General features: G+C 60.7%; 21 protein-coding genes. 14 read left to right on the top strand and 7 right to left on the bottom strand.

Annotated elements, in window-relative coordinates:
* The first annotated feature begins 75 nt into the window (after window positions 1-75).
* The 4 genes from xylF (at window position 76) to xylR (ending at window position 5,089) form a co-directional block, all read left to right on the top strand.
* On the top strand, window positions 76-1,068 hold the full coding sequence (gene xylF / locus ASF13_RS19230) for a D-xylose ABC transporter substrate-binding protein (protein WP_056240203.1): 993 nt from the start codon (window positions 76-78) through the stop codon (window positions 1,066-1,068).
* A 53-nt stretch (window positions 1,069-1,121) separates the two neighbouring features.
* A complete protein-coding gene (locus tag ASF13_RS19225; protein WP_101506535.1) occupies window positions 1,122-2,648 on the top strand; it encodes a xylose ABC transporter ATP-binding protein in 1,527 nt (508 codons plus the stop codon).
* Window positions 2,649-2,691: 43 nt separating this feature from the next.
* Window positions 2,692-3,819 (top strand): xylose ABC transporter permease XylH, encoded by a 1,128-nt coding sequence (gene xylH / locus ASF13_RS19220; protein WP_235515074.1) that lies wholly within the window; start codon window positions 2,692-2,694, stop codon window positions 3,817-3,819.
* A 91-nt stretch (window positions 3,820-3,910) separates the two neighbouring features.
* Entirely contained in the window at window positions 3,911-5,089 is a 1,179-nt protein-coding gene (gene xylR, locus ASF13_RS19215) for a D-xylose utilization transcriptional activator XylR (protein ID WP_056240556.1), read from the top strand.
* Between the two features lie 44 nt (window positions 5,090-5,133).
* On the opposite strand, the gene ASF13_RS19210 is transcribed toward xylR, so the two are convergent.
* From ASF13_RS19210 to ASF13_RS19190, 5 genes are all read right to left on the bottom strand, one after another.
* A complete protein-coding gene (locus tag ASF13_RS19210) occupies window positions 5,134-6,171 on the bottom strand; it encodes a sensor domain-containing diguanylate cyclase (protein WP_056240193.1) in 1,038 nt (345 codons plus the stop codon).
* Between the two features lie 189 nt (window positions 6,172-6,360).
* Complete coding sequence (locus tag ASF13_RS19205) at window positions 6,361-7,941, bottom strand: methyl-accepting chemotaxis protein (protein ID WP_056240189.1); 1,581 nt, start codon at window positions 7,939-7,941, stop codon at window positions 6,361-6,363.
* 97 nt (window positions 7,942-8,038) lie between these two features.
* On the bottom strand, window positions 8,039-9,100 hold the full coding sequence (locus ASF13_RS19200; protein ID WP_056240186.1) for an alpha/beta fold hydrolase: 1,062 nt from the start codon (window positions 9,098-9,100) through the stop codon (window positions 8,039-8,041).
* A 164-nt stretch (window positions 9,101-9,264) separates the two neighbouring features.
* A complete protein-coding gene (locus ASF13_RS19195) occupies window positions 9,265-9,960 on the bottom strand; it encodes a response regulator (protein ID WP_056240183.1) in 696 nt (231 codons plus the stop codon).
* A complete protein-coding gene (locus ASF13_RS19190) occupies window positions 9,953-11,569 on the bottom strand; it encodes a sensor histidine kinase (RefSeq protein ID WP_056240180.1) in 1,617 nt (538 codons plus the stop codon). The genes ASF13_RS19195 and ASF13_RS19190 overlap by 8 nt, the downstream gene beginning before the upstream one ends.
* Before the next feature lie 322 nt (window positions 11,570-11,891).
* Between ASF13_RS19190 and ASF13_RS19185 the strand changes: the two genes are divergently transcribed.
* Window positions 11,892-13,247: a 2-hydroxycarboxylate transporter family protein gene (locus ASF13_RS19185; protein WP_056240178.1), complete on the top strand. Its 1,356-nt coding sequence runs from the start codon at window positions 11,892-11,894 to the stop codon at window positions 13,245-13,247.
* A gap of 114 nt (window positions 13,248-13,361) precedes the next feature.
* Here ASF13_RS19185 and ASF13_RS19180 read toward each other — a convergent pair whose 3' ends face one another.
* Complete coding sequence (locus tag ASF13_RS19180) at window positions 13,362-14,033, bottom strand: SDR family oxidoreductase (RefSeq protein WP_056240176.1); 672 nt, start codon at window positions 14,031-14,033, stop codon at window positions 13,362-13,364.
* A gap of 244 nt (window positions 14,034-14,277) precedes the next feature.
* The gene (locus ASF13_RS24520; RefSeq protein ID WP_199177707.1) at window positions 14,278-14,376 is read right to left on the bottom strand and encodes a YoaK family small membrane protein; all 99 of its coding nucleotides are present in this window, start codon (window positions 14,374-14,376) and stop codon (window positions 14,278-14,280) included.
* Window positions 14,377-14,540: 164 nt separating this feature from the next.
* Here ASF13_RS24520 and ASF13_RS19175 point away from each other — a divergent pair, with 164 nt between their 5' ends.
* The 9 genes from ASF13_RS19175 to ASF13_RS19140 all read left to right on the top strand — a co-directional run bounded on the left by ASF13_RS19175 (window position 14,541) and on the right by ASF13_RS19140 (window position 23,638).
* A complete protein-coding gene (locus ASF13_RS19175) occupies window positions 14,541-15,566 on the top strand; it encodes a LacI family DNA-binding transcriptional regulator (RefSeq protein ID WP_056240173.1) in 1,026 nt (341 codons plus the stop codon).
* 486 nt (window positions 15,567-16,052) lie between these two features.
* Window positions 16,053-16,778 carry a gluconate 2-dehydrogenase subunit 3 family protein gene (locus ASF13_RS19170; protein WP_056240170.1) on the top strand — a complete coding sequence of 242 codons (726 nt, stop codon included), beginning with the start codon at window positions 16,053-16,055 and terminating at the stop codon, window positions 16,776-16,778.
* Window positions 16,779-16,870: 92 nt separating this feature from the next.
* On the top strand, window positions 16,871-18,640 hold the full coding sequence (locus ASF13_RS19165) for a GMC family oxidoreductase (protein WP_056240168.1): 1,770 nt from the start codon (window positions 16,871-16,873) through the stop codon (window positions 18,638-18,640).
* 4 nt (window positions 18,641-18,644) lie between these two features.
* Complete coding sequence (locus tag ASF13_RS19160) at window positions 18,645-19,898, top strand: cytochrome c (RefSeq protein ID WP_369814400.1); 1,254 nt, start codon at window positions 18,645-18,647, stop codon at window positions 19,896-19,898.
* 634 nt (window positions 19,899-20,532) lie between these two features.
* On the top strand, window positions 20,533-21,582 hold the full coding sequence (locus ASF13_RS19155; RefSeq protein ID WP_056240163.1) for a hypothetical protein: 1,050 nt from the start codon (window positions 20,533-20,535) through the stop codon (window positions 21,580-21,582).
* Window positions 21,579-21,746 (top strand): hypothetical protein, encoded by a 168-nt coding sequence (locus ASF13_RS24810; protein ID WP_156365624.1) that lies wholly within the window; start codon window positions 21,579-21,581, stop codon window positions 21,744-21,746. The genes ASF13_RS19155 and ASF13_RS24810 overlap by 4 nt, the downstream gene beginning before the upstream one ends.
* Window positions 21,747-21,818: 72 nt before the next feature.
* On the top strand, window positions 21,819-22,250 hold the full coding sequence (locus ASF13_RS19150; protein ID WP_056240160.1) for an OsmC family protein: 432 nt from the start codon (window positions 21,819-21,821) through the stop codon (window positions 22,248-22,250).
* A gap of 162 nt (window positions 22,251-22,412) precedes the next feature.
* The gene (locus tag ASF13_RS19145; protein ID WP_056240553.1) at window positions 22,413-22,943 is read left to right on the top strand and encodes an RcnB family protein; all 531 of its coding nucleotides are present in this window, start codon (window positions 22,413-22,415) and stop codon (window positions 22,941-22,943) included.
* Window positions 22,944-23,185: 242 nt separating this feature from the next.
* Window positions 23,186-23,638 (top strand): hypothetical protein, encoded by a 453-nt coding sequence (locus tag ASF13_RS19140; protein WP_235515054.1) that lies wholly within the window; start codon window positions 23,186-23,188, stop codon window positions 23,636-23,638.
* Window positions 23,639-23,715: the final 77 nt, after the last annotated feature.

Genomic DNA, 23,715 nt, shown 5'->3' with positions numbered 1-23,715 from the left:
AAAACCCGGTCAACAATTCAGCAGCCCGTCACCCTGTACCCTGATAACAACAACCGCAACTGAAAGGGATCAACGATGAAAATGAAAATCACCCTGCTTGCCGCCTGCGCTGCGCTGGCATTGTTCAGCCAGGCCGCCACGGCGAAAGAGGTAAAAATCGGTATGGCGATCGATGACCTGCGGCTGGAGCGCTGGCAGAAAGATCGCGATATCTTTGTCAGCAAGGCCGAAGCGCTGGGGGCGAAAGTGTTTGTGCAGTCGGCCAACGGCAATGAAGAAACGCAGATGGCGCAGATTGAAAATATGATCAACCGCGGCGTCGACGTGCTGGTGATTATTCCCTATAACGGCCAGGTGCTGAGTAACGTGATAAAAGAGGCCCACCGCGAAGGCATTAAGGTGCTGGCCTACGATCGGCTGATTAATAACGCCGATATTGATTACTATATTTCGTTTGATAATGAGAAGGTCGGTGAACTGCAGGCGCAAAGCCTGGTCAGCCGCGTGCCTTCCGGTAATTATTTTCTGATGGGCGGATCGCCGGTGGATAATAACGCCCGCCTGTTCCGCGCCGGGCAGATGAAGGTGCTGCAGCCGCTGATCGACAGCGGAAAAATCAAGGTGGTGGGCGATCAGTGGGTCGACGCCTGGCTGCCGGAGAATGCGCTGAAGATTATGGAAAATGCCCTGACCGCCAACGGTAATAAGATTGATGCGGTGGTGGCCTCCAATGACGCTACCGCCGGCGGCGCCATTCAGGCGCTGAGCGCCCAGGGGCTGGCGGGTAAGGTGGCGATCTCCGGTCAGGACGCCGACCTGGCGGCGATGAAACGGCTGGAGAACGGCACCCAGACCATGACCGTCTACAAGCCGATTACTAAACTGGCCGCCGAGGCGGCGCGCATTGCCGTCGAGCTGGGCGAAGGCAAGACGCCCGCCGGTAACGCCACGCTGAACAACGGCCTGAAAGAGGTCCCTGCCTGGCTGCTGACGCCGGTTTCGGTGGATAAATCCAATATCGACAGCACCGTGGTGGCCGACGGCTTCCATAAGAAAAGCAGCCTGTAAGCGGAACGCCGCCGCGCCAGCTGGTGCGGCGGCTCAGCAAGTGAGGTGACACCGTGGCAAGACTGCTGGAAATGAACCATATCACCAAGCGTTTTGGCAGCGTTAAGGCGCTGGATGACGTCAGCCTGCAGCTGGACGCCGGGGAAGTGCTGTCGCTGTGCGGCGAAAACGGCTCCGGCAAGTCGACGCTGATGAAGGTGCTGTGCGGGCTCTATCCATATGGCGAGTACGAGGGGGAGGTCCGCTTTGCCGGCGAGGAGCTGCGTGCGGCAACGCTGCGCGACAGCGAACGGCGCGGCATTGTGATTATCCACCAGGAGCTGGCGCTGGTGCGGCAGCTGACGGTGCTGGAGAACATCTTTCTCGGCGCGGAGATTGCCCGCTTCGGCGTGGTCGATGATGAAACCATGACCCTGCGCTGCCGCCAGCTGCTGGCGCGCGTGCGGCTGGACGTCGACCCGGCCACCCGGGTCAGCGAACTGTCGCCCGGCCAGCAGCAGCTGGTGGAGATCGCCCGCGCGCTGAACAAGCAGGTGCGCATTCTGGTGCTCGATGAGCCGACCTCGTCGCTGACCGCGCCGGAGACGGCGGTGCTGCTGGAGATTATCAACAACCTGCGCGAGCACGGCATCGCCTGCATCTATATCTCACACAAGCTCAGCGAGGTGAAAGCTATCTCCGACACCATCTGCGTGATCCGCGACGGTAAGCCGATCGGCAGCCGTCCGGCGGCGGCGATGAGCGAGGATGACATTATCACCATGATGGTCGGGCGCGAGATGAGCGCCATCTACCCGAGCGAACGGCATACGCCGGGAGAGGAGATCCTGCGGGTGGAAAACCTGACCGCCTGGCACCCGCTCAACCGCAATGTTCGCCGGGTGGATAACGTCTCGTTCAGCCTCAGGCGCGGCGAGATCCTCGGCATCGCCGGGCTGGTTGGCGCGGGGCGCAGCGAGACGGTGCGCTGTCTGTATGGTGACTGGCCGGGGCGCTGGCAGGGGCGCATTCTGCTGGACGGCCAGCCGGTGACCATTAACAGCTGCGCGCAGGCGATTGCGCTGGGCATCGCCATGGTGCCGGAAGACCGTAAAAAAGACGGCATCGTGCCGCTGATGGCGGTGGGAAAAAACATCAGCCTGGCGGCGCTGGATCAGTTCAGCGGCCCGCTGACGGTGCTGGACGAGGCCGCCGAGCAGGAGGCGATTCAGCAGGGGCTGGCGCGGCTGCGGGTGAAAACCGCCTCCGCCGATCTGGCGATCGGCCGGCTGAGCGGCGGTAACCAGCAGAAGGCGATTATCGCCCGCTGCCTGCAGCTTAACCCGCGCATTCTGATCCTCGACGAACCAACGCGCGGCATCGATATCGGTGCCCGCGTTGAGATCTACCGGCTGATCGCCGAACTGGTGCGCCAGGGGATTGCCATCATCGTTATCTCCTCGGAGCTGCCGGAGGTGCTGGGGCTCAGCGATCGGGTGCTGGTGATGCACGAAGGGCAGATCAAAGCCGACTTACTCAACCACAATCTGAGCCAGGAGCAGGTGATGGATGCCGCCCTGAGGAGTCCACATCATGCTTAAAACCGATTCTGCCGCCGCACCGGCGGCCGGGCAGCCCGCAGCAATGGGCAAAGGGCGCACGATCAATATGCAGATGCTGGTGATGCTGGCGGCGATCCTGCTGATCGGCCTGTTTTTCAGCTGGATGACCGACGGCGCGTGGCTGAGCGCGCGCAATATCTCCAACCTGCTGCGCCAGACGGCGATCACCGGCATCCTGGCGGTGGGGATGGTGTTCGTCATTATCTCGGCGGAGATCGACCTGTCGGTCGGCTCAATGATGGGGCTGCTGGGCGGCGCGGCGGCAATTTTTGACGTCTGGCTCGGCTGGCCGCTGCCGCTGACCATTGTGGTCACGCTGCTGATGGGCCTGCTGCTCGGCGCGTGGAACGGCTGGTGGGTGGCCTACCGCCGGGTGCCGTCGTTTATCGTCACCCTCGCCGGGATGCTGGCGTTTCGCGGCATCCTGGTGGGGATCACCGACGGCAGCACGGTGGCGCCGACCACGGCGGCGATGTCGCAGATCGGCCAGAGCTATCTGCCGGACGGCATCGGCTTTGGCTGTGGGGTGCTTGGGCTGGGATTGTTTGTGCTCTGGCAGTGGCGGCTGCGGCTGCGGCGCATCGCCATGGGGCTGCCACAGCCGGCGGCGGGCGGCACGATCGGGCGGCAGGCGCTGACCGCGGTGCTGGTACTGGGGGCGATCTGGCTGCTGAACGACTACCGCGGCGTGCCCACCCCGGTGCTGATCCTGACGCTGCTGCTGCTGGCCGGGCTGTTTATGGCTACCCGCACCGCCTTTGGCCGCCGCATCTACGCCATCGGCGGCAACCTCGATGCCGCCCGCCTCTCCGGCATCAACGTGGCGCGCACCAAGCTGGCGGTGTTCGCCATCAACGGCCTGATGGTGGCGATCGCCGGGCTGATCCTCAGCTCGCGACTGGGGGCCGGTTCGCCCTCGGCGGGCAATATTGCCGAGCTGGACGCCATCGCCGCCTGCGTGATCGGCGGCACCAGCCTGGCGGGCGGCGTCGGTTCGGTGGCCGGCGCGGTGATGGGGGCGTTTATTATGGCCTCGCTGGATAACGGCATGAGCATGATGGACGTGCCGACCTTCTGGCAGTACATCGTCAAAGGCGGGATCCTGCTGCTGGCGGTGTGGATGGATGCCGTTACCCGCCGGCGCGCCTGAGCACCGCTGCCCGGCGATGCACAACGCGCCGGGCTGTGCTATTGATGATGCAGGAGCCCCGTGCGGGCAGCAGAAGGAAGAGGCCGCAGTTATGAGTGAAAAGCGTTACCGCATCACGCTGTTATTTAATGCCAACAAGGTCTATGACCGCCAGGTGGTGGAAGGGGTGGGGGAGTATCTGCAGGCCTCACAGAGCGACTGGGATATTTTTATCGAGGAGGATTTTCGCTGTCGCCTCGACAATATCCGCGAGTGGCTGGGCGACGGGGTGATCGCCGACTATGACGACCGGGCGATCGAAAGCGTGCTCAGTCAGGTGGCGGTGCCGGTGGTCGGCGTCGGCGGCTCCTATCACCGGGCGGAGGATTATCCGCCGGTACACTATATCGCTACCGACAACCGCGCGCTGGTCGAGAGCGCCTTTCTGCACCTGAAAGAGAAGGGCATCAACCGCTTTGCCTTCTACGGCCTGCCGGCCGGCAGCGACAAGCGCTGGGCCGCCGAGCGCGAGCACGCCTTCCGCCAGATCGTCGCTTCAGAACGCTATCAGGGGGTGGTTTATCAGGGGATGGAGACCGCGCCGGAGAACTGGCAACACGCGCAGAACCGGCTGGCCGACTGGCTGCAGACGCTGCCGCCGCAAACCGGGATTATCGCGGTGACCGACGCCCGCGCCCGCCATCTGCTGCAGGCCTGTGAGCATCTGAAGATCCCGGTGCCGGAAAAACTCAGCGTGATTGGCATCGATAACGAGGAGCTGACCCGCTACCTGTCGCGGGTGGCGCTGTCGTCGGTGGCGCAGGGCACCCGCCAGATGGGCTATCAGGCGGCGAAACTGCTGCACCGCCTGCTGGAGCCACAGTCGTTACCGCTGCAGCGCATCCTGGTGCCGCCGGTGAAGGTGATCGAGCGGCGCTCCAGCGACTACCGCTCGCTGCGCGATCCGTCGGTGATTCAGGCGATGCACTACATCCGCTTTAACGCCTGTAAAGGCATTAAGGTCGAGCAGGTGCTGGATGCGGTGGGCATTTCGCGCTCCAATCTGGAGAAGCGTTTTAAGGAGGAGACCGGCGAAACCATCCACGCGGCGATCCACACGGAGAAGCTGGAGCGGGCGCGCACGCTGCTGGTCACCTCGTCGCTGTCGATTAACGAGATTTCACAGGTGTGCGGCTACCCGTCGCTGCAGTATTTCTATTCGGTGTTTAAGAAGAGCTATGCCAGCACGCCGAAGGAGCATCGCGATCGCTTCGGTGAGGTGCTGGTTTAGGCCCTAGCGGCACGGGAGGCCAGCCATTACGGGAAGGGGGCGTGTTACAGGCACGGATGCCGATCGGCCTCGCGCGCGGCCTGTTTACGCCGCGCTTTATCCTGATACATCGCCGCGTCGGCTGCGCGCACCGCCTGGTCCGGGGTGAGGTGCGGGTCCACCGCGAGGATGCCAAGGCTGGCCCCGGCGTAGTCAATGGTGCACTCCGCCAGCGGATAGCGCCCGGCGAGAAGCGACGTCAGCTGTTCACGCAGCGCCTGTAGCGCTTCAGCGGCGTCGCTCTGCTGCAGCGGGCCGGGGCAGGCGACGATAAACTCATCGCCACCCAGCCGCCCGAGCACGCTGTCCACCGCCGCAAAGCTCTGCAGCCGCAGCGCAATCGCCTGCAGGAAGGCATCGCCGGTTTCATGGCCGTAGCGGTCGTTAATCTGCTTAAAACCGTCAAGATCGACAAACGCCAGCAGCACCGAGCGGGTCTCCAGGCTGCAGCGGGCGAACAGCCCCGGCAGGCGATGGAACACCGCGCGGCGGTTGGGCAGGCGGGTCAGTTCATCGGTATAGCTGACGGCGGTCAGCGCGTCGTTCGCCTCACTCAACTCCTGCAGCAGCTGTTCGCGGCGGATATGCTGCGCAATCAGCTCGGAGAACAGCATCAGCACCTGATTCGCGCGCTGGGTCAGCGGTTTGCTCTCCGAGCTGGCCGCACACAGGGTGCCGAAGATCGCGCCGTCGGCAAGGGTCACCGGGGTGCTGACGTAGGTGGTGATGCCCAGCGCGCCGGCCGCCTGCGAGTCGCCCCACACTTCCGGCACGTTACAGGTGTAGGTGCGGCCTTCGTCCAGCGCCCGTTTGCACAGCGTGTCCTGCCAGGGCACCGATAAGCCTTCCGGGATCTGCATCTGCTGGCTGTTGCGGGCAAACAGGATGTGTTGCTCAATTCGATCGTCATCAATCCGCGTCAGGTAGGTGGATTCCATCCCGGTGACCAGTTCAAGCATTTCAAGCAGCTGGCGCACAAAGCCTTCCAGCGTTTTTTCTGAACCCAACGCCGTCGAAATGCGTTCGATGAAATTATCGCTCATAGTGTAATTCCTGGCCCCGGATGTTGGTGTTGAGGTAACGAGGCGTAAAACGCAAACGGCAGCCGCCAGGCTGCCCGAAGGTCAATTTTCAGGGCGGTCCACCGCTTTTTTACTACCGGGCAGCGGTACCGCCAGTGGGGGTATCGTAAGAACTTTTTGTCCTAAACTCAAATCAGAAAAGATAATCCGTTACGCGGCTACCTCGTCCGGCCGCCCGTCATCCTCGGTCTGGAAGCGGGTCACCGACTGCTGCAGATGCACCACCTGCTGCTGCAGGGCGCTGGCGGCGGTGGCCACTTCGGAGACCAGCGAGGCGTTCTGCTGGGTGACGCCGTCCATCTGGTTGATGGCGATATTGATCTGCGAAATGCCGCGGGTCTGTTCGCCTGAGGCCAGCATCACCTCATCCATAATGTCGACCACCTTTTTCACGTCGACCATCACCTCATCCATGGTATTGCCGGCGGTTTTGACCAGCCCGGCGCCCTTGCCGATATTGCTCAGCGAGGCGTCGATCATGGTGCCGATCTCTTTGGCCGCCGTAGCGCTGCGCTGCGCCAGCACCCGCACTTCCGAGGCCACCACCGCAAAGCCGCGGCCGGCTTCACCGGCGCGCGCCGCTTCGACGGCGGCGTTCAGCGCCAGCAGGTTGGTCTGGAAGGCGATGCCGTCAATCACGCTGACGATGTCACCGATGCGCGCCGAACTCTGCTCAATGGCCTGCATGGTCTGGATCACTTCGGCCACCACCTCGCCGCCGCGCGACGCCGAGTCAGACGCCTGCTGCGCCAGGTCATTGGCCTTACGGGTGTTGTCTTCGTTGTTTTTCACCGTCGACATAATCTGTTCCATGCTCGAGGCGGTTTCATCCAGCGACGCCGCCTGCTGTTCGGTGCGGCTGGAGAGGTCGATATTGCCGGAGGCAATCTCTTCCACGCCGGAGCCGATCGAGTTGGTGCCGTAGCGCACCGACAGCACCATGCTCTCCAGACCGTCGCGCATACGCTGCACCGAGGAGAACAGCCGGGCGATCTCATTTTTGCCGCTGACGTCGATGCGCGCGCGCAGGTCGCCTTCGGCGATGCGGTCAAACACGCCGATCGCCTGATTCAGTGGTTTTACCACCAGACGGGTCATTACCCACCACGCCAGACCGGCCAGCAGCAGTGCAACCGCGATGGCGAAGGTCAGCGTCAGCTGCATGCTTTTCACCCGCGAGTTAGACTCTTCCCAGGCGAGGTCGATGCTCTGCAGCTTAAAGGCGACCAGCGCTTTAGAGGCCTTATCGAAGGCGGCGTACAGCGTGGTGGACTGGCCGGCGCGCTGGCGATACTCATCAAGGTTGCCCGCTTCCAGCGCGGCAAACGCCGGGGTGATAAAGGTGGTCATCAGCGTGTCACGGTGTGCCGCCATCTCATCGGCAATCACCTTTTCTGCCTCAGACTGCGGGAAGGTCAGGTACTGCTGCCATTTGGCCGAAGCACCCTCGACCTTGCCGCGCGCGCGCTCCAGCGCCACTTTCGCCGTGGCGGTGTCGCCTTTGCCGATCAGCGATTCATACAGGCGCAGATCGAGCCGGCCGCGCAGCAGCAGCTCGGAGCTCTCATTCAGCGCCACCAGCCCCGGCAGCACTTCTTTATCCACGTGGGCAAAGGATTTGTTGCCCGACTGCACGGCAACCAGCCCGAGCAGGCCAACGCAGAGCAGCAGCGCGGTCAGTGAAAAAACCATCAGGCTGAGCGCGGTACGGATTTTTATTCGACGAAGCATAAGGTGTTCCCTGTTGCTGGTTGAGTCAGTAGTCAGACAGTGTGCGTAAGGCGCGCGCGGTGCGATCGGCAAACGCCGGTGCATCGCGCGCGTAATATTATTTTTTATCGTTCTGTTTCAGGAACGCGTTTAATTCTTTTTCATACAGCGCGGCCGACATCATGGTGCCGTGCCCGCTGGTTTGTTTCCCGGTCGGAATTAACAGCAGCTCAGCACGTTTTAATTTTTTCAGATCGGCGGTCAGCGATCCGGTTTCCGGCGGATTACGTTCGTCGTCAGCCGAATTAACGATCAGCAGCGGTGCCTTAATACGCGACAGATCGCGCTGCGCATTATAATTTGCCGACGATCCCCACAGGTAAATAAAGTCATTGGCATCGGCGGTGACCGGCGCGGCCAGCCGTTCCTCAACGCGCTGGTCGGCAGCGGCGCGGGTGGGTGCCTTCTGCTGCCAGCCGAGCGTGCCGCCGGTGGTGGCGACGCTGAACATTGTGCTGGCATATTTCAGGGCCGGTGGTTGCTGTTGATAGTTGCCCTGCTGCCAGGCCGGGTCGCCTTTAATCGACTCAATCAGCAGCCGGCGCATCATCCAGTTGCGGCCGGAAAGTTCGGCAGGCTGAGCGGCCATCGGCACCAGCTGGTCCATCATCGTCGGGTATTTTTCTCCCCACAGCCAGGTCTGCATGCCGCCCATTGAGTAGCCCATCACCAGCCGCAGGTGGCGGATACCCAGCCCCTCTGTTAATAAGCGGTACTGCGCGGTGACCATATCGCCGTAGTCAAACTGCGGAAACGCCATGCGCAGGCCGTCGGAAGGCTTCGACGACTGACCGGAGCCGATACTGTCCGGCATAATGATGAAATATTTATTACTGTCCAGCGGCTGGCCAGGGCCAAATAACCGCCCGCCGAAGTTGTCGGCCAGCAGGGCTTTAATTGGCTGATTGGTTCCGTGAAGTAATAATACCGCTGGTTTATCAGGTGAGCCCAGCGTGGTGTAATGAATGCGCAGGCCTTTCATTTTTTCACCGCTGTTAAACTGAAATTCAGCGGCGGTCCAGTTTCCCTCACTGGGTGTTAACGGCGCGGCCAGCGGTGCAGCAACGGGCGCCAGCGTCAGCAGGGCAAAAATAGCAGCAGAGTAAATTTTCACAGACATAAACCACTCGGGTTACGGGGAGTGCCGGGACGGCGATAATAAGGTTAATCACTATTATCCCCAATGAACCCGGCAATAAAATCGTCTAAAAAAATATAATCTGCTGTCGGTTGTCCTTAGCGCGCCAGGATCTCCAGCCGGTTGCTTTTAGGTAAGCAGAAACGTTATTTCACTTTAGTTTTCTTTCGATACAGGCGCCGCGGATGGCCGATATTGCCGTAGAGCATCTCCACCTGGACCCAATCGCTGGCCACGCAGTACTCCAGATAGCGCCGGGCGGTGGTTTTGCTGATGCCGGCCTGTTCCACCACCTCCTCTACGGTGTGGGCAACGTCCGGCTGCTGTTCAAACAGCTGCTGTACCAGCGCGAGGGTGTTGGCCTCAATGCCTTTTGCCGCCGGTTCAGCGGCAAACTGTTTGGACTGCAGGTTGTAGAGCGCGTCGACGCTGTGCTGGTCGATCACCCGGTAGCTGTGCTGAGTCTGCACAAACTGCATAAAGCGCTCCAGCGAGTTACGCAGCCTTTTGTACGACAGCGGCTTAATAATATAGTCGAAGGCGCCGTTGCGTATCGCCTGGCTGCAGGTGTGCATATCGCTGGCGGCGGTGATAAACACCACCGAGCAGCTGGCGGCTTTGACCGCCGCGCTCTCCATCAGCTCAATGCCCTGACCATCCGGCAGGAAGTTGTCCAGCAGGATCAGCCGCGGCTGATGCAGCGTGGCCAGCCGTTTTGCCTCGGCCAGCGTGGCGGCCGTGGCCACCACCCGCAGGTTGAAATGTTGTTCGATAAACTCGGCGTGCAGGCGGGCCAGCAGCGGTTCATCTTCTACGATCAAAACGTCGAGGGCTTCAGACATAGTCGGGTGCTCGGGAGGGTCGGGTGTTGGGAATAAACAGCGAGAAAATGGTGCCGTGCGGATCGTTGTCCGTCACTTCGATGCTGCCGTGCGCCTGGGTGACGTAACGCGCCACCAGCTGCAGGCCGATGCCGTGATCGCGGGCGTCGGCTTTGGTGGTGATCCCCGGCTGGAACAGCGTATCACGAATGTGTCCGGCGATGCCGCCGCCCTGGTCCGCCACTTCGATCACCAGTTCGCCGCTGGCGTCGCTGAGATAGAGCGCAACTGGCCGGAGCTGCGGGCCGCGCAGCGTGGCCTCGACGGCGTTATCCAGCAGGTTGCCGACCACCGACATCAGCTCGCTCTCATTCAGCCCGTCCGGCAGCGTGCTTAGCTGGCAGGCGGGATCGAAGCGCAGTTCAATGCCTTTTTCGCGCGCGCTGGCGTATTTTCCCAGCAGCAGGCCGCACAGCGCCGGGGGAACAAACCGCGTGGAGATAAAGTCGAGGATCTCCTGCGCGCCTGCCGACTGGGCCTCGACGTAGCGTCGCGCTTCGTCATAGCGCTGCATCTGCAGCAGGCCTGCCAGCGCGGCGGTCCAGTTCAGCTGTTCGTGGCGCATCACCCGCAGGCTGTCGGCGTAGCGTTGCACCTGGCTGAGCTGGCTGCTCAGGGTGTTGATATCGTTTTCGCTGCGGAAGGTCACCACCCAGCCCAGCAGCTCCTGCTGCTGCATAATGCGCACCCGGCTGGCAATCACCCGCAGCGATCCAAACCGGCACACCTCGTCGTGGGTATCCTGCTGCTGCCCGCTGCTGAAAAAGTCGGGCTGGCTGCTCAGTACTTCGCTGACCGGTTTACCGATCGCCGCGTCGGCGCTCTGGCGTAAATCCAGCAGCTCGCGCGCCGCCCGGTTGAGCGTAATAATGCGCCCGCTGGCATCGATGGCGATCACCCCTTCGTAGATCGCTTCCAGCAGCGCGCTTTGCTGGCGCACCAGCAGGGCAATCTCTTTCGGCTCCAGCGAGAACATCTGCCGCTTAAGATTTTTAGACAGCAGCCAGGAGAAAATAAACAGCGCGATAAACAGCAGAATAATCGCGGCGGAAATTTGCAGCAGCGTGCGGGTGGTTAAATTATCAATATGCGACTTTAAATAGCCGACGGAAACAATGCCGATAACCCGGCCATTGTTATCCCGTACTGGCGCTTTACTGCGCAGCGAAACGCCAATGCCACCTTTACGCACGGTAATAATGGTTTTTCCGGCCAGCACCTCGCTGTTATCGCCGCCGACCATCGGCTGGCCAATACGGCCGGCATCTTCAGAGTGATAAAGGTGGCGGCCCTGGCTGTCGCCGACCACGATATAGCTGGCGTCGCTGCTGGCGCGAAAGGGTTTCATTAATGCGGCAACCTGCCGCGGATCGTCGGCCTGCACCGCCGCCACCAGCGGGGGGATCAGCGCAATCTCCCGCGCCTGCACCTGCGCCCTGGCCCCGAGGTCGCGGTGCAGCTGGGCGTCGAGCTGATACCAGCTGTAGCCGGCAATCGCCGCCAGCAGCAGGCAGGAGAAGGCAACCAGGCACAGGAACAGCTTAATCTGAAAAGAGAGTTTTAGGCGCATGGCCGGAATTTACCGCTCACAAGAGTCAGCCATTACCCTACCATGTGCAGGGAATCAGACAAGATTGCGCCCGATCAACTTGTGATCGCTGACACGCGTTTAAGCTGAATTGCGATAACGCTTAAATGCAGCAGAGTCGATAAGATTATCCCGCTAAATAACCTTAACACCATTAACTCCACGCGCTGTTTTACATAATGTCAATTAACACCATAGAAACCATAAGCACCATTAAAAACCCGTTTTAAATTTGAACAGAATCACAGCAGGTTAATAAGGCCTTTCACTATGATGTCGGTGAAACTTAATAAGAGGCCAGACTATGAGCACAACTGATGATTCTTATCTCGTCGCCAGAGAGAAAACCGCCGATATCCCGCTGCGGGAAAAATGGTGGCGGGTTATGGATAATTACAAGGTCGGCATCGTACCGCTGCCGCTGTTTCTGCTGGCCGGTTTTCTGATCCTGCTCGACTGCCTGGCCGGTAAAATGCCGTCTGATATCGTGGTGATGGTCGCCACGCTGGCCTTCTTTGGCTTCGCCTGCGGTGAGTTCGGCAAACGCCTGCCGCTGGTGGGCAAGATGGGCGCGGCGGCGATCTGCGCCACCTTTATCCCCTCCGCGCTGGTGCACTACGGCCTGCTGCCGGACGTGGTGGTGCAGTCCACCACCCAGTTCTACAAAAGCACCAATATTCTCTACCTCTATATCTGCTGCATTATCGTCGGCAGCATTATGAGCATGAACCGTCAGGTGCTGATTCAGGGCTTCCTGCGTATTTTCGTGCCGATGCTGTGCGGTGAGATTGTCGGCATGCTGGCGGGGATGGCGGTCGGTCTGGCGCTGGGGCTGGAGCCGTTCCAGATCTTCTTCTTCCTGATCCTGCCGATCATGGCCGGCGGCGTCGGTGAAGGGGCGATCCCGCTGTCGATGGGCTATGCGGCGATCCTGCATATCGAGCAGGGCGTGGCGCTGGGGCGCATCCTGCCGATCGTAATGCTGGGCAGCCTGACGGCGATCGTGATTGCCGGGCTGCTGAACCAGCTGGGTAAACGCTACCCGCACCTGACCGGCGAAGGCAGCCTGATGCCCGGCGGCCAGGCGGACGGCGAGGCGTCGGCAACGGAGAAATTCAGCGGCAAAATGGAGGTCACCACCCTGGCCTGCGGCGCGCTGCTGGCGATCCTGCTGTATATGGTCGGTATGCTGCTGCACCGGCTGATCGGCCTGCCGGCACCGGTGGGAATGCTGTTTGCGGCGGTCGCGGTCAAGCTGGCACACGGCGTGTCGCCGCGTATTCAGCAGGGATCGCAGATGGTCTATAAATTCTTCCGAACCGCGGTGACCTATCCGATCCTGTTTGCGGTCGGCGTGGCGATTACGCCGTGGCAGGAGCTGGTCGACGCCTTTACCCTGCAGAACCTGCTGGTGATCGTCACCACCGTCAGCGCGCTGGTGGTGACCGGCTTCTTCGTCGGTAAAAAGATCGGCATGCACCCGATCGACGTAGCGATTGTCTCCTGCTGCCAGAGCGGGCAGGGCGGCACCGGCGACGTTGCTATTCTGACCGCCGGTAACCGTATGTCGCTGATGCCGTTTGCGCAGATCGCCACCCGCATCGGCGGTGCGATCAACGTGTCGCTATCGCTGCTGGTGCTGGCGAAGTTTTTTGCGTGATGTCGAAGTATGACGTTTGAAGTCGAAGCCTGAAATCTGTGTACCTTTGCTACGTTGAACTGTCCGAGCTTTATCCCCGCCACGGCGGGGATTTTTTTTATCCGGCAACGGGCGTTACCAGCGGCGTTCGCTGCCTTCCCAGTCGATATAGTGGTGGCCGCTTTTGCCCTGCCACTCCTGCAGCCGGTCGGCGATGCCGTTAACGCTCTGTGCGATGGTCAGCGTTGCCTCCGCACCGCCCATATCGGTCTGCACCCAGCCCGGATGCACGCACAGCAGGGTTTTGCCCTGTGACTGTGCTTCCGGCAGCAGCCCGCGCGCCAGCATATTCAGCGCCGCCTTGCTGGCGGAGTAGAGCGGATAGGTGGCGTGCGGGTTCTCGTTGAGGCTGGCGAGGTCGGAGGACATCAGCGCCATAATTCCGCTCTGCTCTTTTACCAGCGGCAGCAGTTGGGTGGCGCAGCGCACCGGCGAGATGGCGTTACTCAGGAACAGCGCCGCCAGCTCGTCGTCACTGGTCTGCGTCAGATCCTGCGCCGCCGGGCCAAACACGCCGGCGTTGATAAAAATGGTGTCAAACTGCCGGCCGGCCAGCGCCTCGGCCAGCTCGTCACGCTGCTGCTGCCGGTTAATATCCAGCGTCAGCCACGCAATATTCGCGTCGGTGTGCGGCGTTGCACCGCGGGTGGTGGCCGTCACCTGCCAGCCGCGTTCCGCCAGCGTGGTCGCCAGCCCTAAGCCAATGCCGCGCGATGCGCCGATAATCAAAGCCTGTGGTGTGGTCATTGCCGTTCCTTTTCGTCGCCGTTGAGTAGATAAACGAGGTTAGCAAAGAAACGGGCGCAGCCCGTAGACGGTAATGCCTTACCAGCAGCAGGGACATTTGATATGGCCTGCTGTCCTGCCTGAAGTCTGAAGCCTGAAGCCTGAAGCCTGAAGCCTGAAGCCTGAAGCCTGAAGCCTGAAGCCTGAAGCCTGAAGCCTGAAGCCTGAAGCCTGAAGCCTGAAGCCGGGGGGACTTCACGTCACCTTAGCTGCCCGGTGCCGCCGCGCCGGAAGCGATAAACCAGACCAGAAAGGCCATAGCGGCAATAAAAATCACGGTGGGAGCAATGGCTCTTTTATTCACGGCGGGTCACCTCGGCGTTGAGTTTGACAGGGGGCACCGGAGGTTTCCGGGCGGGTGCCGAGTGTAACACAGACCGGGTGCAGCACGGCACCGGTCATCGGGGTGGCAGGGGCGATAAACCGGTAATATGATAGCGCAAACATTTTTCAGGCGGTGGGGCAGTGATGAAAGAACATAGTGAGCTGGGTGGCGTAGCGCCAGTACGTACCGTCACGCTGGAAGACGTGGCGCGGCTGGCGGGCCTGTCGCCGATGACCGTCAGCCGGGCGATCAATAAGCCGCAGGTGGTGCGTCCCGCCACCGTGGCGCGGGTGATGGCGGCGATCCAGGCCACCGGCTATATTCCCAACCTGCTGGCCGGCGGGCTGGCCTCGCGCCGCACCCGGCTGATCGCGGTGGTGGTTCCGCAGATCAACAACAGCATGTTTGTCGACACCGTGCAGGCGATCAGCGACCGGCTGGCCGCGCGCGGCTACCAGATGCTGCTGTGCGTCACCGGCTACTCCAGCGACAACGAGGCGGAAACCGTTAACACCATCCTGTCGCGGCGGCCGGACGGCATGGTGCTGACCGGCATTCACCACCATGCTGAACTGCGTAAAACGCTGCTGAACGCCGCGCTGCCGCTGGTGGAGATCTGGGATCTGACGCCGACGCCGCTGGATATGCTGGTGGGCTTCTCCCATGAAAAAATCGGCCAGCGCATCGGCGAATACTGTCTGCAGCGCGGCTACCGCAGCCTTGGCCTGGTGTGGGCCGGTGACCGGCGCGCTCAGCTGCGGCGCAGGGCGCTGGCCGAGGTGTTGCAGGGGCAGCCGGGCTGCCGCCTGCAGGGGGTGAACGCGCCGGTGCCGACCTCGCTGGGTGCCGGACGTCAGGGGCTGAGCCAGCTGCTGGCAGCGGGGCAGCGCTTCGACGCCATCGTCTGCAGTTCGGACACCCTGGCGCAGGGGGTAATTATGGAGGCGCAGGCGCGCGGGCTGCGCGTGCCGGAAGATCTGGCGGTGATCGGCTTTGGTGACCTGGCCTTTGCGGAACATAACCAGCCGGCGATCACCACCGTCGCCATCGACCGGCTGAAGATGGGCGAGCTGGCCGCCACGCTGCTGGCCGATAAAATCGAGGGGCAGGCCCCGGCGGAGGCGGTGGTCGATCTCGGTTTTACGCTGCGGGTGCGCGAGTCGGGCTGAATTTTACGCTGCGGGTGGGCAAGTCGGGACAGATTTACGCTGCGGGTGCGTGAGTGGGGATAGATTTTACGCCGGGGGTGGGCGAGTCGGCCTGGTTTCAGGCTGCGGGAGCGTGAATCGGGCCAGGTTTTGTCCCCAGGATGCGCAGGGGAATAGACGAATTGTTTGATTTTGTTCAGCCAGGTGACTATTGCAAAAACGCCACGCTCACGGCGTTTTTTTCCCGGTCAGCCTGCTTCAGGTGCCGAAATTTCCCTTAATAGCGGTGTGGTTAACCCTGTGGCTAACCCGGCGAGGAATGGTGGCATTGTTATAAAATGTTAGAGCAATCATCCCTGTTTAACTAAAAATATTATCTCTTCAATTTTTACATTTTGAATCATCTGTATCGCTAACATTGCGGCCATGTAAAAAAATAAAACCATTTTTTAACCTTCGGTTTCCCCCCGTGGCAACCCTTTACTGGCATGTGAGAGTCGTAACGCTATGCTCCTTCAAAAAGAAACCACCCGTCGTAAGTTTTTACTCGGGTCGCTGCTGGCATTACCGCTGGGCCAGATGGTGTTTAAAGGGCTGACCGCAGCCCAGGCCGCAGAGATGGCCGCACCTGAGCTGGCGGATTATCAGCCGATCTTCTTCAGCCCGGCCGAGTGGCGGTTTATCCTCGCCGCCTGCGACCGTCTGATCCCCGCCGGCGGCGAGGGAAAGGCCCCTGGCGCGCTGGAAACTAACGTGCCGGTCTTTATCGATCAGCAGATGCACGGTGATATCGGCAACGAGATCTACATGCAGGGGCCGTTTGATTCTCAGGCCGCCGCCACCCACGGCTACCAGATCCCGTTCCGCCCGCAGCAGATCTACCAGACCGGCATCAAGCTGGCCAACCAGTGGTGCCAGCAGCAGCACCAGCAGGACTTCCATCAGCTGCCGGTGGCAGAGCAGGAAGCGGTGCTGACGCATCTGCAGAAAAACGAGATCAAATTTGCCGATCTCGGTGAGCCGGATCTGAAGGCGTCGCAGTTCTTCAGCGGCCTGCTGAACGATAGCAAACACGGCTACCTCTCCGACCCGATGTACGGCGGCAACAAGGGGATGAAGGCGTGGATCGCCATCGGCTTCCCCGGCGCGCGCGCCAGCTACCTCGAATGGGTAAAGCAGCACAACGTGCCGTATCCGCTGGGTCCGGTGAGCATTCAGGGCCTGCGCGCCTGATTCCATTTTCTCGTTTTAATGCTGCCCGGCAGGGCCGGCGGCAGGGGCGCTCACGTCTCTGCTGCGGCCCTGCGGGGTAAACAGGGTTTAACATGGCACAGATTAATAAAGAAGAAGTCGACGTCGTTGTTGTCGGCCTGGGATGGGCCGGCTCGCTGATGAGCATTGAGCTGGCGCTGGCCGGCCTGAAGGTACGCGCGCTGGAGCGCGGCGGCGATCGCGGCTACGAAGAGTTCGCTTACCCGAAACCGGCGGATGAATTTGCCTATGCGGTGCGCAATAAGGTGATGGCCACCCCGGCGGAAGCGGCGGTGACCGTGCGCTACAACATGAGCCAGACTGCGCTGCCGACCCGTAAGTGGGGGGCGTTCTGCCCCGGCACCGGCGTGGGCGGCTCCGGCCTGCACTGGACGGCGGTGCTGATCCGCCCGACGCCGACCGACCTGAAGCTGAAAACCTACGCCGACCAGGCCTATGGCCCTGGCGTGCTGCAGGACGATATGCGCATTATGGACTTCCCGTTCAGCTGGGAGGAGATCGAGCCTTACTACGAAAAGTTCGAGATGATCTGCGGCCAGTCCGGCAATACCGGCAACCTGCGCGGCCAGATCCTCGAAGGCGGCGATCCGTTCGAAGGTCCGCGCGCCAATCCGATGCCGCTGCCGGCGCTGGACGACACGCTGAACAATACGATGTTTGTGAAGGCGGCGAAAAAGCTTGGCTATCATCCGTTCCCTAACCCGTCGGCCTGCGTCTCCCGCGCCTGGACTAACCCCTACGGTAACCAGATCGCGCCGTGCAACTACTGCGGCTACTGCAGTAAGTATCCGTGCCTGAACTACTCGAAGGCGTCGCCGCAGACCGCGGTGATGGACTCGCTGAAGCGCATGGACAACTTCTCCTATGAAGTGCACGCCAACGTGATGAAAGTGGTGCTGCATGACGATAAGAAGACCGCGAAGGGCGTTGTCTATATCGACAAAGACGGCAACGAGTGCTTCCAGCCGGCCAAAATCGTGGTGCTGAGCAGCTTCCAGTTCTGCAACGTGCGTCTGATGCTGCTCTCCGGCATCGGCAAGCCGTATAACCCGATTACCGAAGAGGGGGTGATTGGCCGTAACTACGCCTTCCTCAGCAACGGCGGCGCAACGCTGTTCTTCAAGGACAAAAACTTTAATCCGTTTGCCACCGCCGGGGCCACCGGGCAGATGTTTAACGATATCTCGCCGGGCAACTTTGACGGCCCGTCGCTGGGCTTTATCGGAGGTGCCAAGATCCACAGCTCGCAGGCCACCGGTACGCCAATCAGCACCGCGCTGCCGAAGGGCACCCCGGCGTGGGGCAACGGCTGGAAGCAGGGGCTGGAGGAGTGGTACGGCCACTCGATGAAGATCAGCATCACCACCACCTGTATGTCGTACCGCGATATCTATCTGGATCTCGACCCGAACTACACCGATGAGTATGGCTACCCGCTGCTGCGCATGACCTTTAACTGGAAGCAGAACGAGCTGAAGCTGCAACAGTATCTGAAGGGCATCGTCGGCAATATCACCAAAGAGCTGAACCCGGACAGCTACAGCGAGAGCTTCCTCGGGATGGATGCCGATTTCGATCTGACCAAATACGTCTCCACCCATAACGTCGGCGGCGCGGTAATGGGCGACGATCCTAAGACCTCGGCGCTGAACCGCTATCTGCAGAGCTGGGACGTGCATAACGTGTTTGTGCCGGGCGGTAACGCCTTCCCGCAAAACTTCCAGGCTAACCCGACCGATACCATCGGCGCGATTACCCTGATGGCGGCGCAGGCAATTAAGGATATCTACCTGAAGAATCCGGGTCCGATGGTGCAGGCATAAGGTGATGAAGATGAAACTGACACGCACGTTAATCGCGTCCGGCCTGCTGGCCGGCATGTCTGCGCTGCCTGCCGCTGCAGCGGACGATCTGGTGAAGCAGGGCGAGTATATTTCACGCCTCGGCGACTGTGGTGCCTGCCACACTATTCCGGGCAAGCCGGCGTTTTCCGGCGGGCTGGCGATTGAGTCGAACCTTGGCACGATCTATTCGACCAACATTACGCCGGATAAAGAACAGGGTATCGGTAAGTACAGCGAGCAGCAGTTCTCGGACGCGGTGCGTAAGGGCGTGCTGCCGGACGGTAAGCGTCTCTACCCGGCGATGCCCTATCCGGACTACGCGAAGATCAGCGATGCCGATATGCACGCGCTGTACGTTTACTTTATGCAGGGCGTGAAGCCGAGCGCGGAGCAGCCGCCGGAGACCGATCTGAGCTTCCCGTTCAGCCAGCGCTGGGGCATGCGTTTCTGGAACTGGGCGTTTACCGGGGATACGCCGTTCCGGCCGATCGGCGGGGCGAGTGCCGAGGTGAATCGCGGTGCCTATCTGGTGGAGAGCCTTGGCCACTGCGGCAGCTGTCATACGCCACGCGGCATCGGTATGAACGAGAAGGCGCTGGACAGCGGCGACGAGAAGTTCCTTGCCGGCGGCAGTCTTAACGGCTGGGAAGTGCCGTCGCTGCGCGGGTTGCCGCACTGGACGGAGCAGGAGACCGTCGATTATCTGGCGACCGGACGTAACGATAAGGCGGCGGTGGGCGGTGAGATGACGTCGGTGGTTGAGCACAGTACGTCGTGGATGACCGATGCCGATCTTAAGGCGATTAGCGCGTATCTGAAGTTCCTCGGCGGGAATCCGCCTGCGCCGGCGAAGGCGGCAGAGGCGGTGAGTGCCACCGAGGCGAAGCTGACGGCGGCGAAGAGTCTGACCACCGGCGAGCGGTTGTATCTGGATAACTGCGGGGCCTGTCATTTTGTGACCGGTAAGGGTGCGCCGCGCATTTTCCCGGAGCTGGACGGGGCGACGATAGTTAACGCGGGCGATCCGACCGGGTTGATCCATACGATTCTGGCCGGGGCGCAGCAGCCTTCAACCGCGAAGGCGCCGTCGACGCTGGCGATGCCGGGCTTTGCGGCGCGGCTGAGTGATGATGAGGTGGCGCAGCTGGCGACCTTTATTCGTCAGGGCTGGGGGAATAAGGCGGATGCGGTGAGTGAGAAGCAGGTGCGGGAAGTGCGGGAGACGCTGAAGCACTGATGCTTTGACATTGTGCACAGGTCGTATTCTGGCACTGTGCACAGGTCGTCTGTTTACTGGCACTGTGGACAGGTCGTCTGTTTGATCGAGATTCCCGGGCCTGTCAGCGGGCGACCCTGCGCGGCATAAGCCGCTCCGGGCTCATCCCGCTGCCCTCCCTAAAATGGGGTGTGTGGTGGCCTGTTTGGGAAGGGCTTAGGGCTTAGAGCTTAGTGCGTAGGGATTTAAGGGCGTGTTGTCTGTTTGATCGAGATTCCCGGGCCTGTCAGCGGGCGACCCTGCGCGGSMTAAGCCGCTCCGGGCTCATCCCGCTGCCCTCCCTAATAATGAGCTGCTCTGTGGCCTGTGGGGGATAAGGGAGCTACTTTGTTTGATGTCTGATGATTAATGAGCCTGCTCTGGTGAAGGTATTACCGGGGCGGGCTTTTTTATTGGAATTTTTGGGGCTGGAGGTGGGGCTGAAAAAGATTGCGTGGGGAGGGGGAACGTTGCAGGATTAAAGTAAATGTGAATCATTATCGTTGACGCGCTGGGCTGGGTGATCCGTTACCGTTTTTTTATCGGCAGTATGCGGTGTGCGGTGGGGAAACTGTTCTGGCACGTGACAGGATTGGCGGGCGGTTAAGGGGGCGGGATGACGTTGGGTGGGCAGGAGCGGGTGCTGGCGGAGTGGCTGGCGGCGGGGGGGAGCGCGGCAGCGGAAGTGCCTGATGCGGCGCGGCGGGCGTCGCTGGCGGCGTTTCTGGCCGAGAGTGCCAGCCTTGCGCCGCAGATTATGTTGTATACGTTACGGCGTAGCGGTTTTAGCGAGGTGGCGGGCTGGCAGGTGGTGGCACGCGGGCGTGAGCTGCGTGTCGCGCCCTGTTTTACGCCGCTGCTGCAGCGCTGGCATCTGCTGCTGGAGGAGGAGGGGTGGCTGGAGTGCGAGGGTGATTGCTGGCAGTTGGCCGGACATGCACCTGAGCCGTGGGCGCTGGAGCAGCGCATCGATGATGCCATTCACCGTCTGAGCCAGTTGATGAGTTGGCTGGATGAGAGCAGCGCGTTGGCGACAGCGCTGTTCAGCGGTCTGGCGCAGCTGGATGAGTGGCTGGTGGCACCGGTGCTGTTGCCGCATTCGCCGCTGGGATTAGATCTGTTGCTGCACGTGCCGGGGATCCTTGACGACTATTTTAGCGGGATTGTGGCGAGCATGGTGCCGCTGTTGCAGGCGGAGCCGGGCGATTGCCAGCCGTTGCTGGTGGGGTGCCAGCGTACGTTAGCGTTTGGCCGCTGCGTATTGCCAGTTTCAGGAACTGGGGTGGCGGTTGATTTAAGGCGGTCTCTTGCCGCGCAGTTGCTGCCGGGCAGCCGTTACGCCGGCGGGCTGTTTAGCGGGCTGTTAAGCGAGGCCGCAGCGCCACGGCTGTTAGCGGAACTGCGGGACTGGCTGAAACCGGGTGCGCCGTTATTGCTGCTGGAGAACAGCGCAGAGCGACCGCTGCACTGGGTGACGCCTGCCGCGCTCTGCGCACACGCCGCCGGAGAGGATAACTGCCCGTTCAGCGCCGCCGCCGATGAAGCCCGCTGCCGCCAGCAGCTGGAGCAGTCTGGCTATCAACTGCTGGCCGTCTGGCCGCAGCCCGCTACGCCGATGGCGTTCTGCGGCCAGCGGCTGTTGCTGGCCCGGGTCCCGCGCGGATGAGGTCTTGTCCCTGGCGCTATTACGTCATGTTGCAGGAGCAGGAGCAGGAGCAGGAGCAGGAGCAGGAGCAGGAGCAGGAGCAGGAGCAGGTGCAGGTGCAGGTGCAGAAGCAGGGTGGGGCACCCGCTTATGCAGGGGCGGAATGTAGCCGGAATCGTCTGTAAAACGGGCGGTCGCCGGTGAGAATATGCAGAGTGTCTATACTGGTAGCTGATGTTAACTAACGGAGGATAACCATGACCATTCATAAGAAAGGCCAGGCACACTGGGAAGGCGATATCAAACGCGGTAAAGGCACCATCAGTACCGAGAGCGGTGCGCTGAGCGCGCAGCCCTATGGCTTTAACACCCGCTTTGAAGGGAAAGCCGGCACCAACCCGGAAGAGCTGGTTGGGGCGGCCCATGCGGCCTGCTTCTCGATGGCGCTGTCGCTGATGCTGGGTGAGGCCGGCCATACGCCTGAAAGCATTGATACCACCGCTGACGTGTCGCTGGATAAAGTGGATGGCGGTTTCGGCATCACCAGAGTGGCGCTGGAGAGCAAAGTGACGCTGCCGGGTATCGATAAAGCCGAGTTTGACAAGATTATTCAGCAGGCCAAAGCCGGCTGCCCGATCTCGAAGCTGCTCAATACTGAGATCTCGCTGGACTATCAGCTGAATAACTAATCTCCACACTGTGCAGGGTGCGTCAGGACTGTGTTAAGCCAGAGCAAAGTTAGTGCTAATCCGGTCGTTTTCGGAGTTGAAGCGATACGGAAGTGTTGACGAATGTCCGATAGTGAGGTGAACGGCAGCGGTCAGGCCGTCGGCCAAACTGAGGACATCAAGATGAAAAAAACAACACTGGCACTGGTTATCAGCATTTTCACAGCAGGCACCCTGTTCTCCTCTCTGTCGCAGGCGGAGGGTCCGGGCAATGGCCCGGATCGCCAGTGGCAGCAGCAGGGCGGTCATGATAATCGCGGTAACGGCGGCGGCCATGATGCCCGCAGCGATCGTGGTGGTCAGGATCGTCATGACGCGCGTAACGATCGCGGCGGCCCGGATCGCCATGATGCCCGTAACGATCGCGGTGGTCCGGATCGTCATGATGCCCGTAATGACCGTGGCCCTTCGCCGCAATTCCACCGCGTGGAACGCGATCACTTTGCCTGGAGCGGCCACGACTTTCGTCGCGGCCACCCGATGCCGCCGCGTTTCCGTGGCGATGATTATCGCGTTAACGACTGGCGCGACCGCGGTCTGTACGAACCGCCACGCGGCGCACACTGGGCCTATGTCGACGGCAACTATGTGCTGATCGCGGCGGCAACCGGGATCATTACCGCTATCCTGCTGAATGGCGTGCTCAGCCAGTAAGGTGTTACCTCTCCGGCAGCGCCCGCTGCCGGATTTATTGCTTTGCCTCTCCCCAGCATTCAGACCCGTTCTCCCCTTTGTTAAAGCAACGCGTAATCGATATTTTTCAATAAATTAGCGTTGCATTGCATTACATTGTTGTTTTCCGTAGCGGCTCGCAGAAAACCGGCTCCTGTATGCTTGTTAATCATCTTGTGGTGGATTTATCATCATGCTGTCAGAACATAATTAAGGATGAGAAAATGGAAAACAGAGTCGAGAAACTGGAAGACAAGTTCACCACGTTGCAGGGAGACGTAAATATTCTTAAGCAGGATGTCACCGTGCTTAAGCAGGATGTGACCGTGCTTAAGCAGGATGTCACTGTGCTCAAGCAGGATGTCACTGTGCTCAAGCAGGATGTCACTGTGCTTAAGCAGGACGTCACCGTGTTGAAGCAGGATGTATCCGTCTTAAAAGAAGACGTTAAAATACTTAAAGAGGATGTTAACGGCATCAAGATAGATGTTGCGGTGATCAAGTCAAACTATGTGACGAAAGAAGAGTTCCATCAGCTGGATAAAAAGTTTGATACTAAATTCGAGATGTTACGCAGCGAGCTGCATCAGTCTCTGGCGTCACAAACAAAATGGTTTGCTGTATCGCAAATGGCGCTGCTGGTGGTTGGCCTGGGTGCCGCCAAAATAATCTTCTGAACGCACTCCTTAACGATGGTCAGCGGATGCCGGCGTGGCCAGTGGTTCTCCGCGGGGCGGCGGAATCGCTACAATCC

The organism is Erwinia sp. Leaf53 (genome assembly GCF_001422605.1).
In the GTDB taxonomy this organism is placed as follows: domain Bacteria; phylum Pseudomonadota; class Gammaproteobacteria; order Enterobacterales; family Enterobacteriaceae; genus Erwinia.
This window is presented reverse-complemented; position numbering and strand designations above follow the sequence as displayed.

Excerpts from the sequence above, each read along its gene's own strand:
- ASF13_RS19205 (WP_056240189.1), bottom strand. The coding sequence starts at position 7,941 with ATGCTTCGTCGAATAAAAATCCGTACCGCGCTCAGCCTGATGGTTTTT.
- ASF13_RS19150 (WP_056240160.1), top strand. The coding sequence starts at position 21,819 with ATGACCATTCATAAGAAAGGCCAGGCACACTGGGAAGGCGATATCAAA.
- ASF13_RS19160 (WP_369814400.1), top strand. The coding sequence starts at position 18,645 with ATGAAGATGAAACTGACACGCACGTTAATCGCGTCCGGCCTGCTGGCC.
- ASF13_RS19145 (WP_056240553.1), top strand. The coding sequence starts at position 22,413 with ATGAAAAAAACAACACTGGCACTGGTTATCAGCATTTTCACAGCAGGC.
- ASF13_RS24810 (WP_156365624.1), top strand. The coding sequence starts at position 21,579 with ATGAGGTCTTGTCCCTGGCGCTATTACGTCATGTTGCAGGAGCAGGAG.
- ASF13_RS19170 (WP_056240170.1), top strand. The coding sequence starts at position 16,053 with ATGCTCCTTCAAAAAGAAACCACCCGTCGTAAGTTTTTACTCGGGTCG.
- ASF13_RS19140 (WP_235515054.1), top strand. The coding sequence starts at position 23,186 with ATGGAAAACAGAGTCGAGAAACTGGAAGACAAGTTCACCACGTTGCAG.
- xylR (WP_056240556.1), top strand. The coding sequence starts at position 3,911 with ATGAGTGAAAAGCGTTACCGCATCACGCTGTTATTTAATGCCAACAAG.
- ASF13_RS19195 (WP_056240183.1), bottom strand. The coding sequence starts at position 9,960 with ATGTCTGAAGCCCTCGACGTTTTGATCGTAGAAGATGAACCGCTGCTG.
- xylH (WP_235515074.1), top strand. The coding sequence starts at position 2,692 with ATGGGCAAAGGGCGCACGATCAATATGCAGATGCTGGTGATGCTGGCG.
- ASF13_RS19165 (WP_056240168.1), top strand. The coding sequence starts at position 16,871 with ATGGCACAGATTAATAAAGAAGAAGTCGACGTCGTTGTTGTCGGCCTG.
- ASF13_RS19155 (WP_056240163.1), top strand. The coding sequence starts at position 20,533 with ATGACGTTGGGTGGGCAGGAGCGGGTGCTGGCGGAGTGGCTGGCGGCG.
- ASF13_RS19180 (WP_056240176.1), bottom strand. The coding sequence starts at position 14,033 with ATGACCACACCACAGGCTTTGATTATCGGCGCATCGCGCGGCATTGGC.
- ASF13_RS19210 (WP_056240193.1), bottom strand. The coding sequence starts at position 6,171 with ATGAGCGATAATTTCATCGAACGCATTTCGACGGCGTTGGGTTCAGAA.
- xylF (WP_056240203.1), top strand. The coding sequence starts at position 76 with ATGAAAATGAAAATCACCCTGCTTGCCGCCTGCGCTGCGCTGGCATTG.
- ASF13_RS19200 (WP_056240186.1), bottom strand. The coding sequence starts at position 9,100 with ATGTCTGTGAAAATTTACTCTGCTGCTATTTTTGCCCTGCTGACGCTG.
- ASF13_RS19185 (WP_056240178.1), top strand. The coding sequence starts at position 11,892 with ATGAGCACAACTGATGATTCTTATCTCGTCGCCAGAGAGAAAACCGCC.
- ASF13_RS19190 (WP_056240180.1), bottom strand. The coding sequence starts at position 11,569 with ATGCGCCTAAAACTCTCTTTTCAGATTAAGCTGTTCCTGTGCCTGGTT.
- ASF13_RS19175 (WP_056240173.1), top strand. The coding sequence starts at position 14,541 with ATGAAAGAACATAGTGAGCTGGGTGGCGTAGCGCCAGTACGTACCGTC.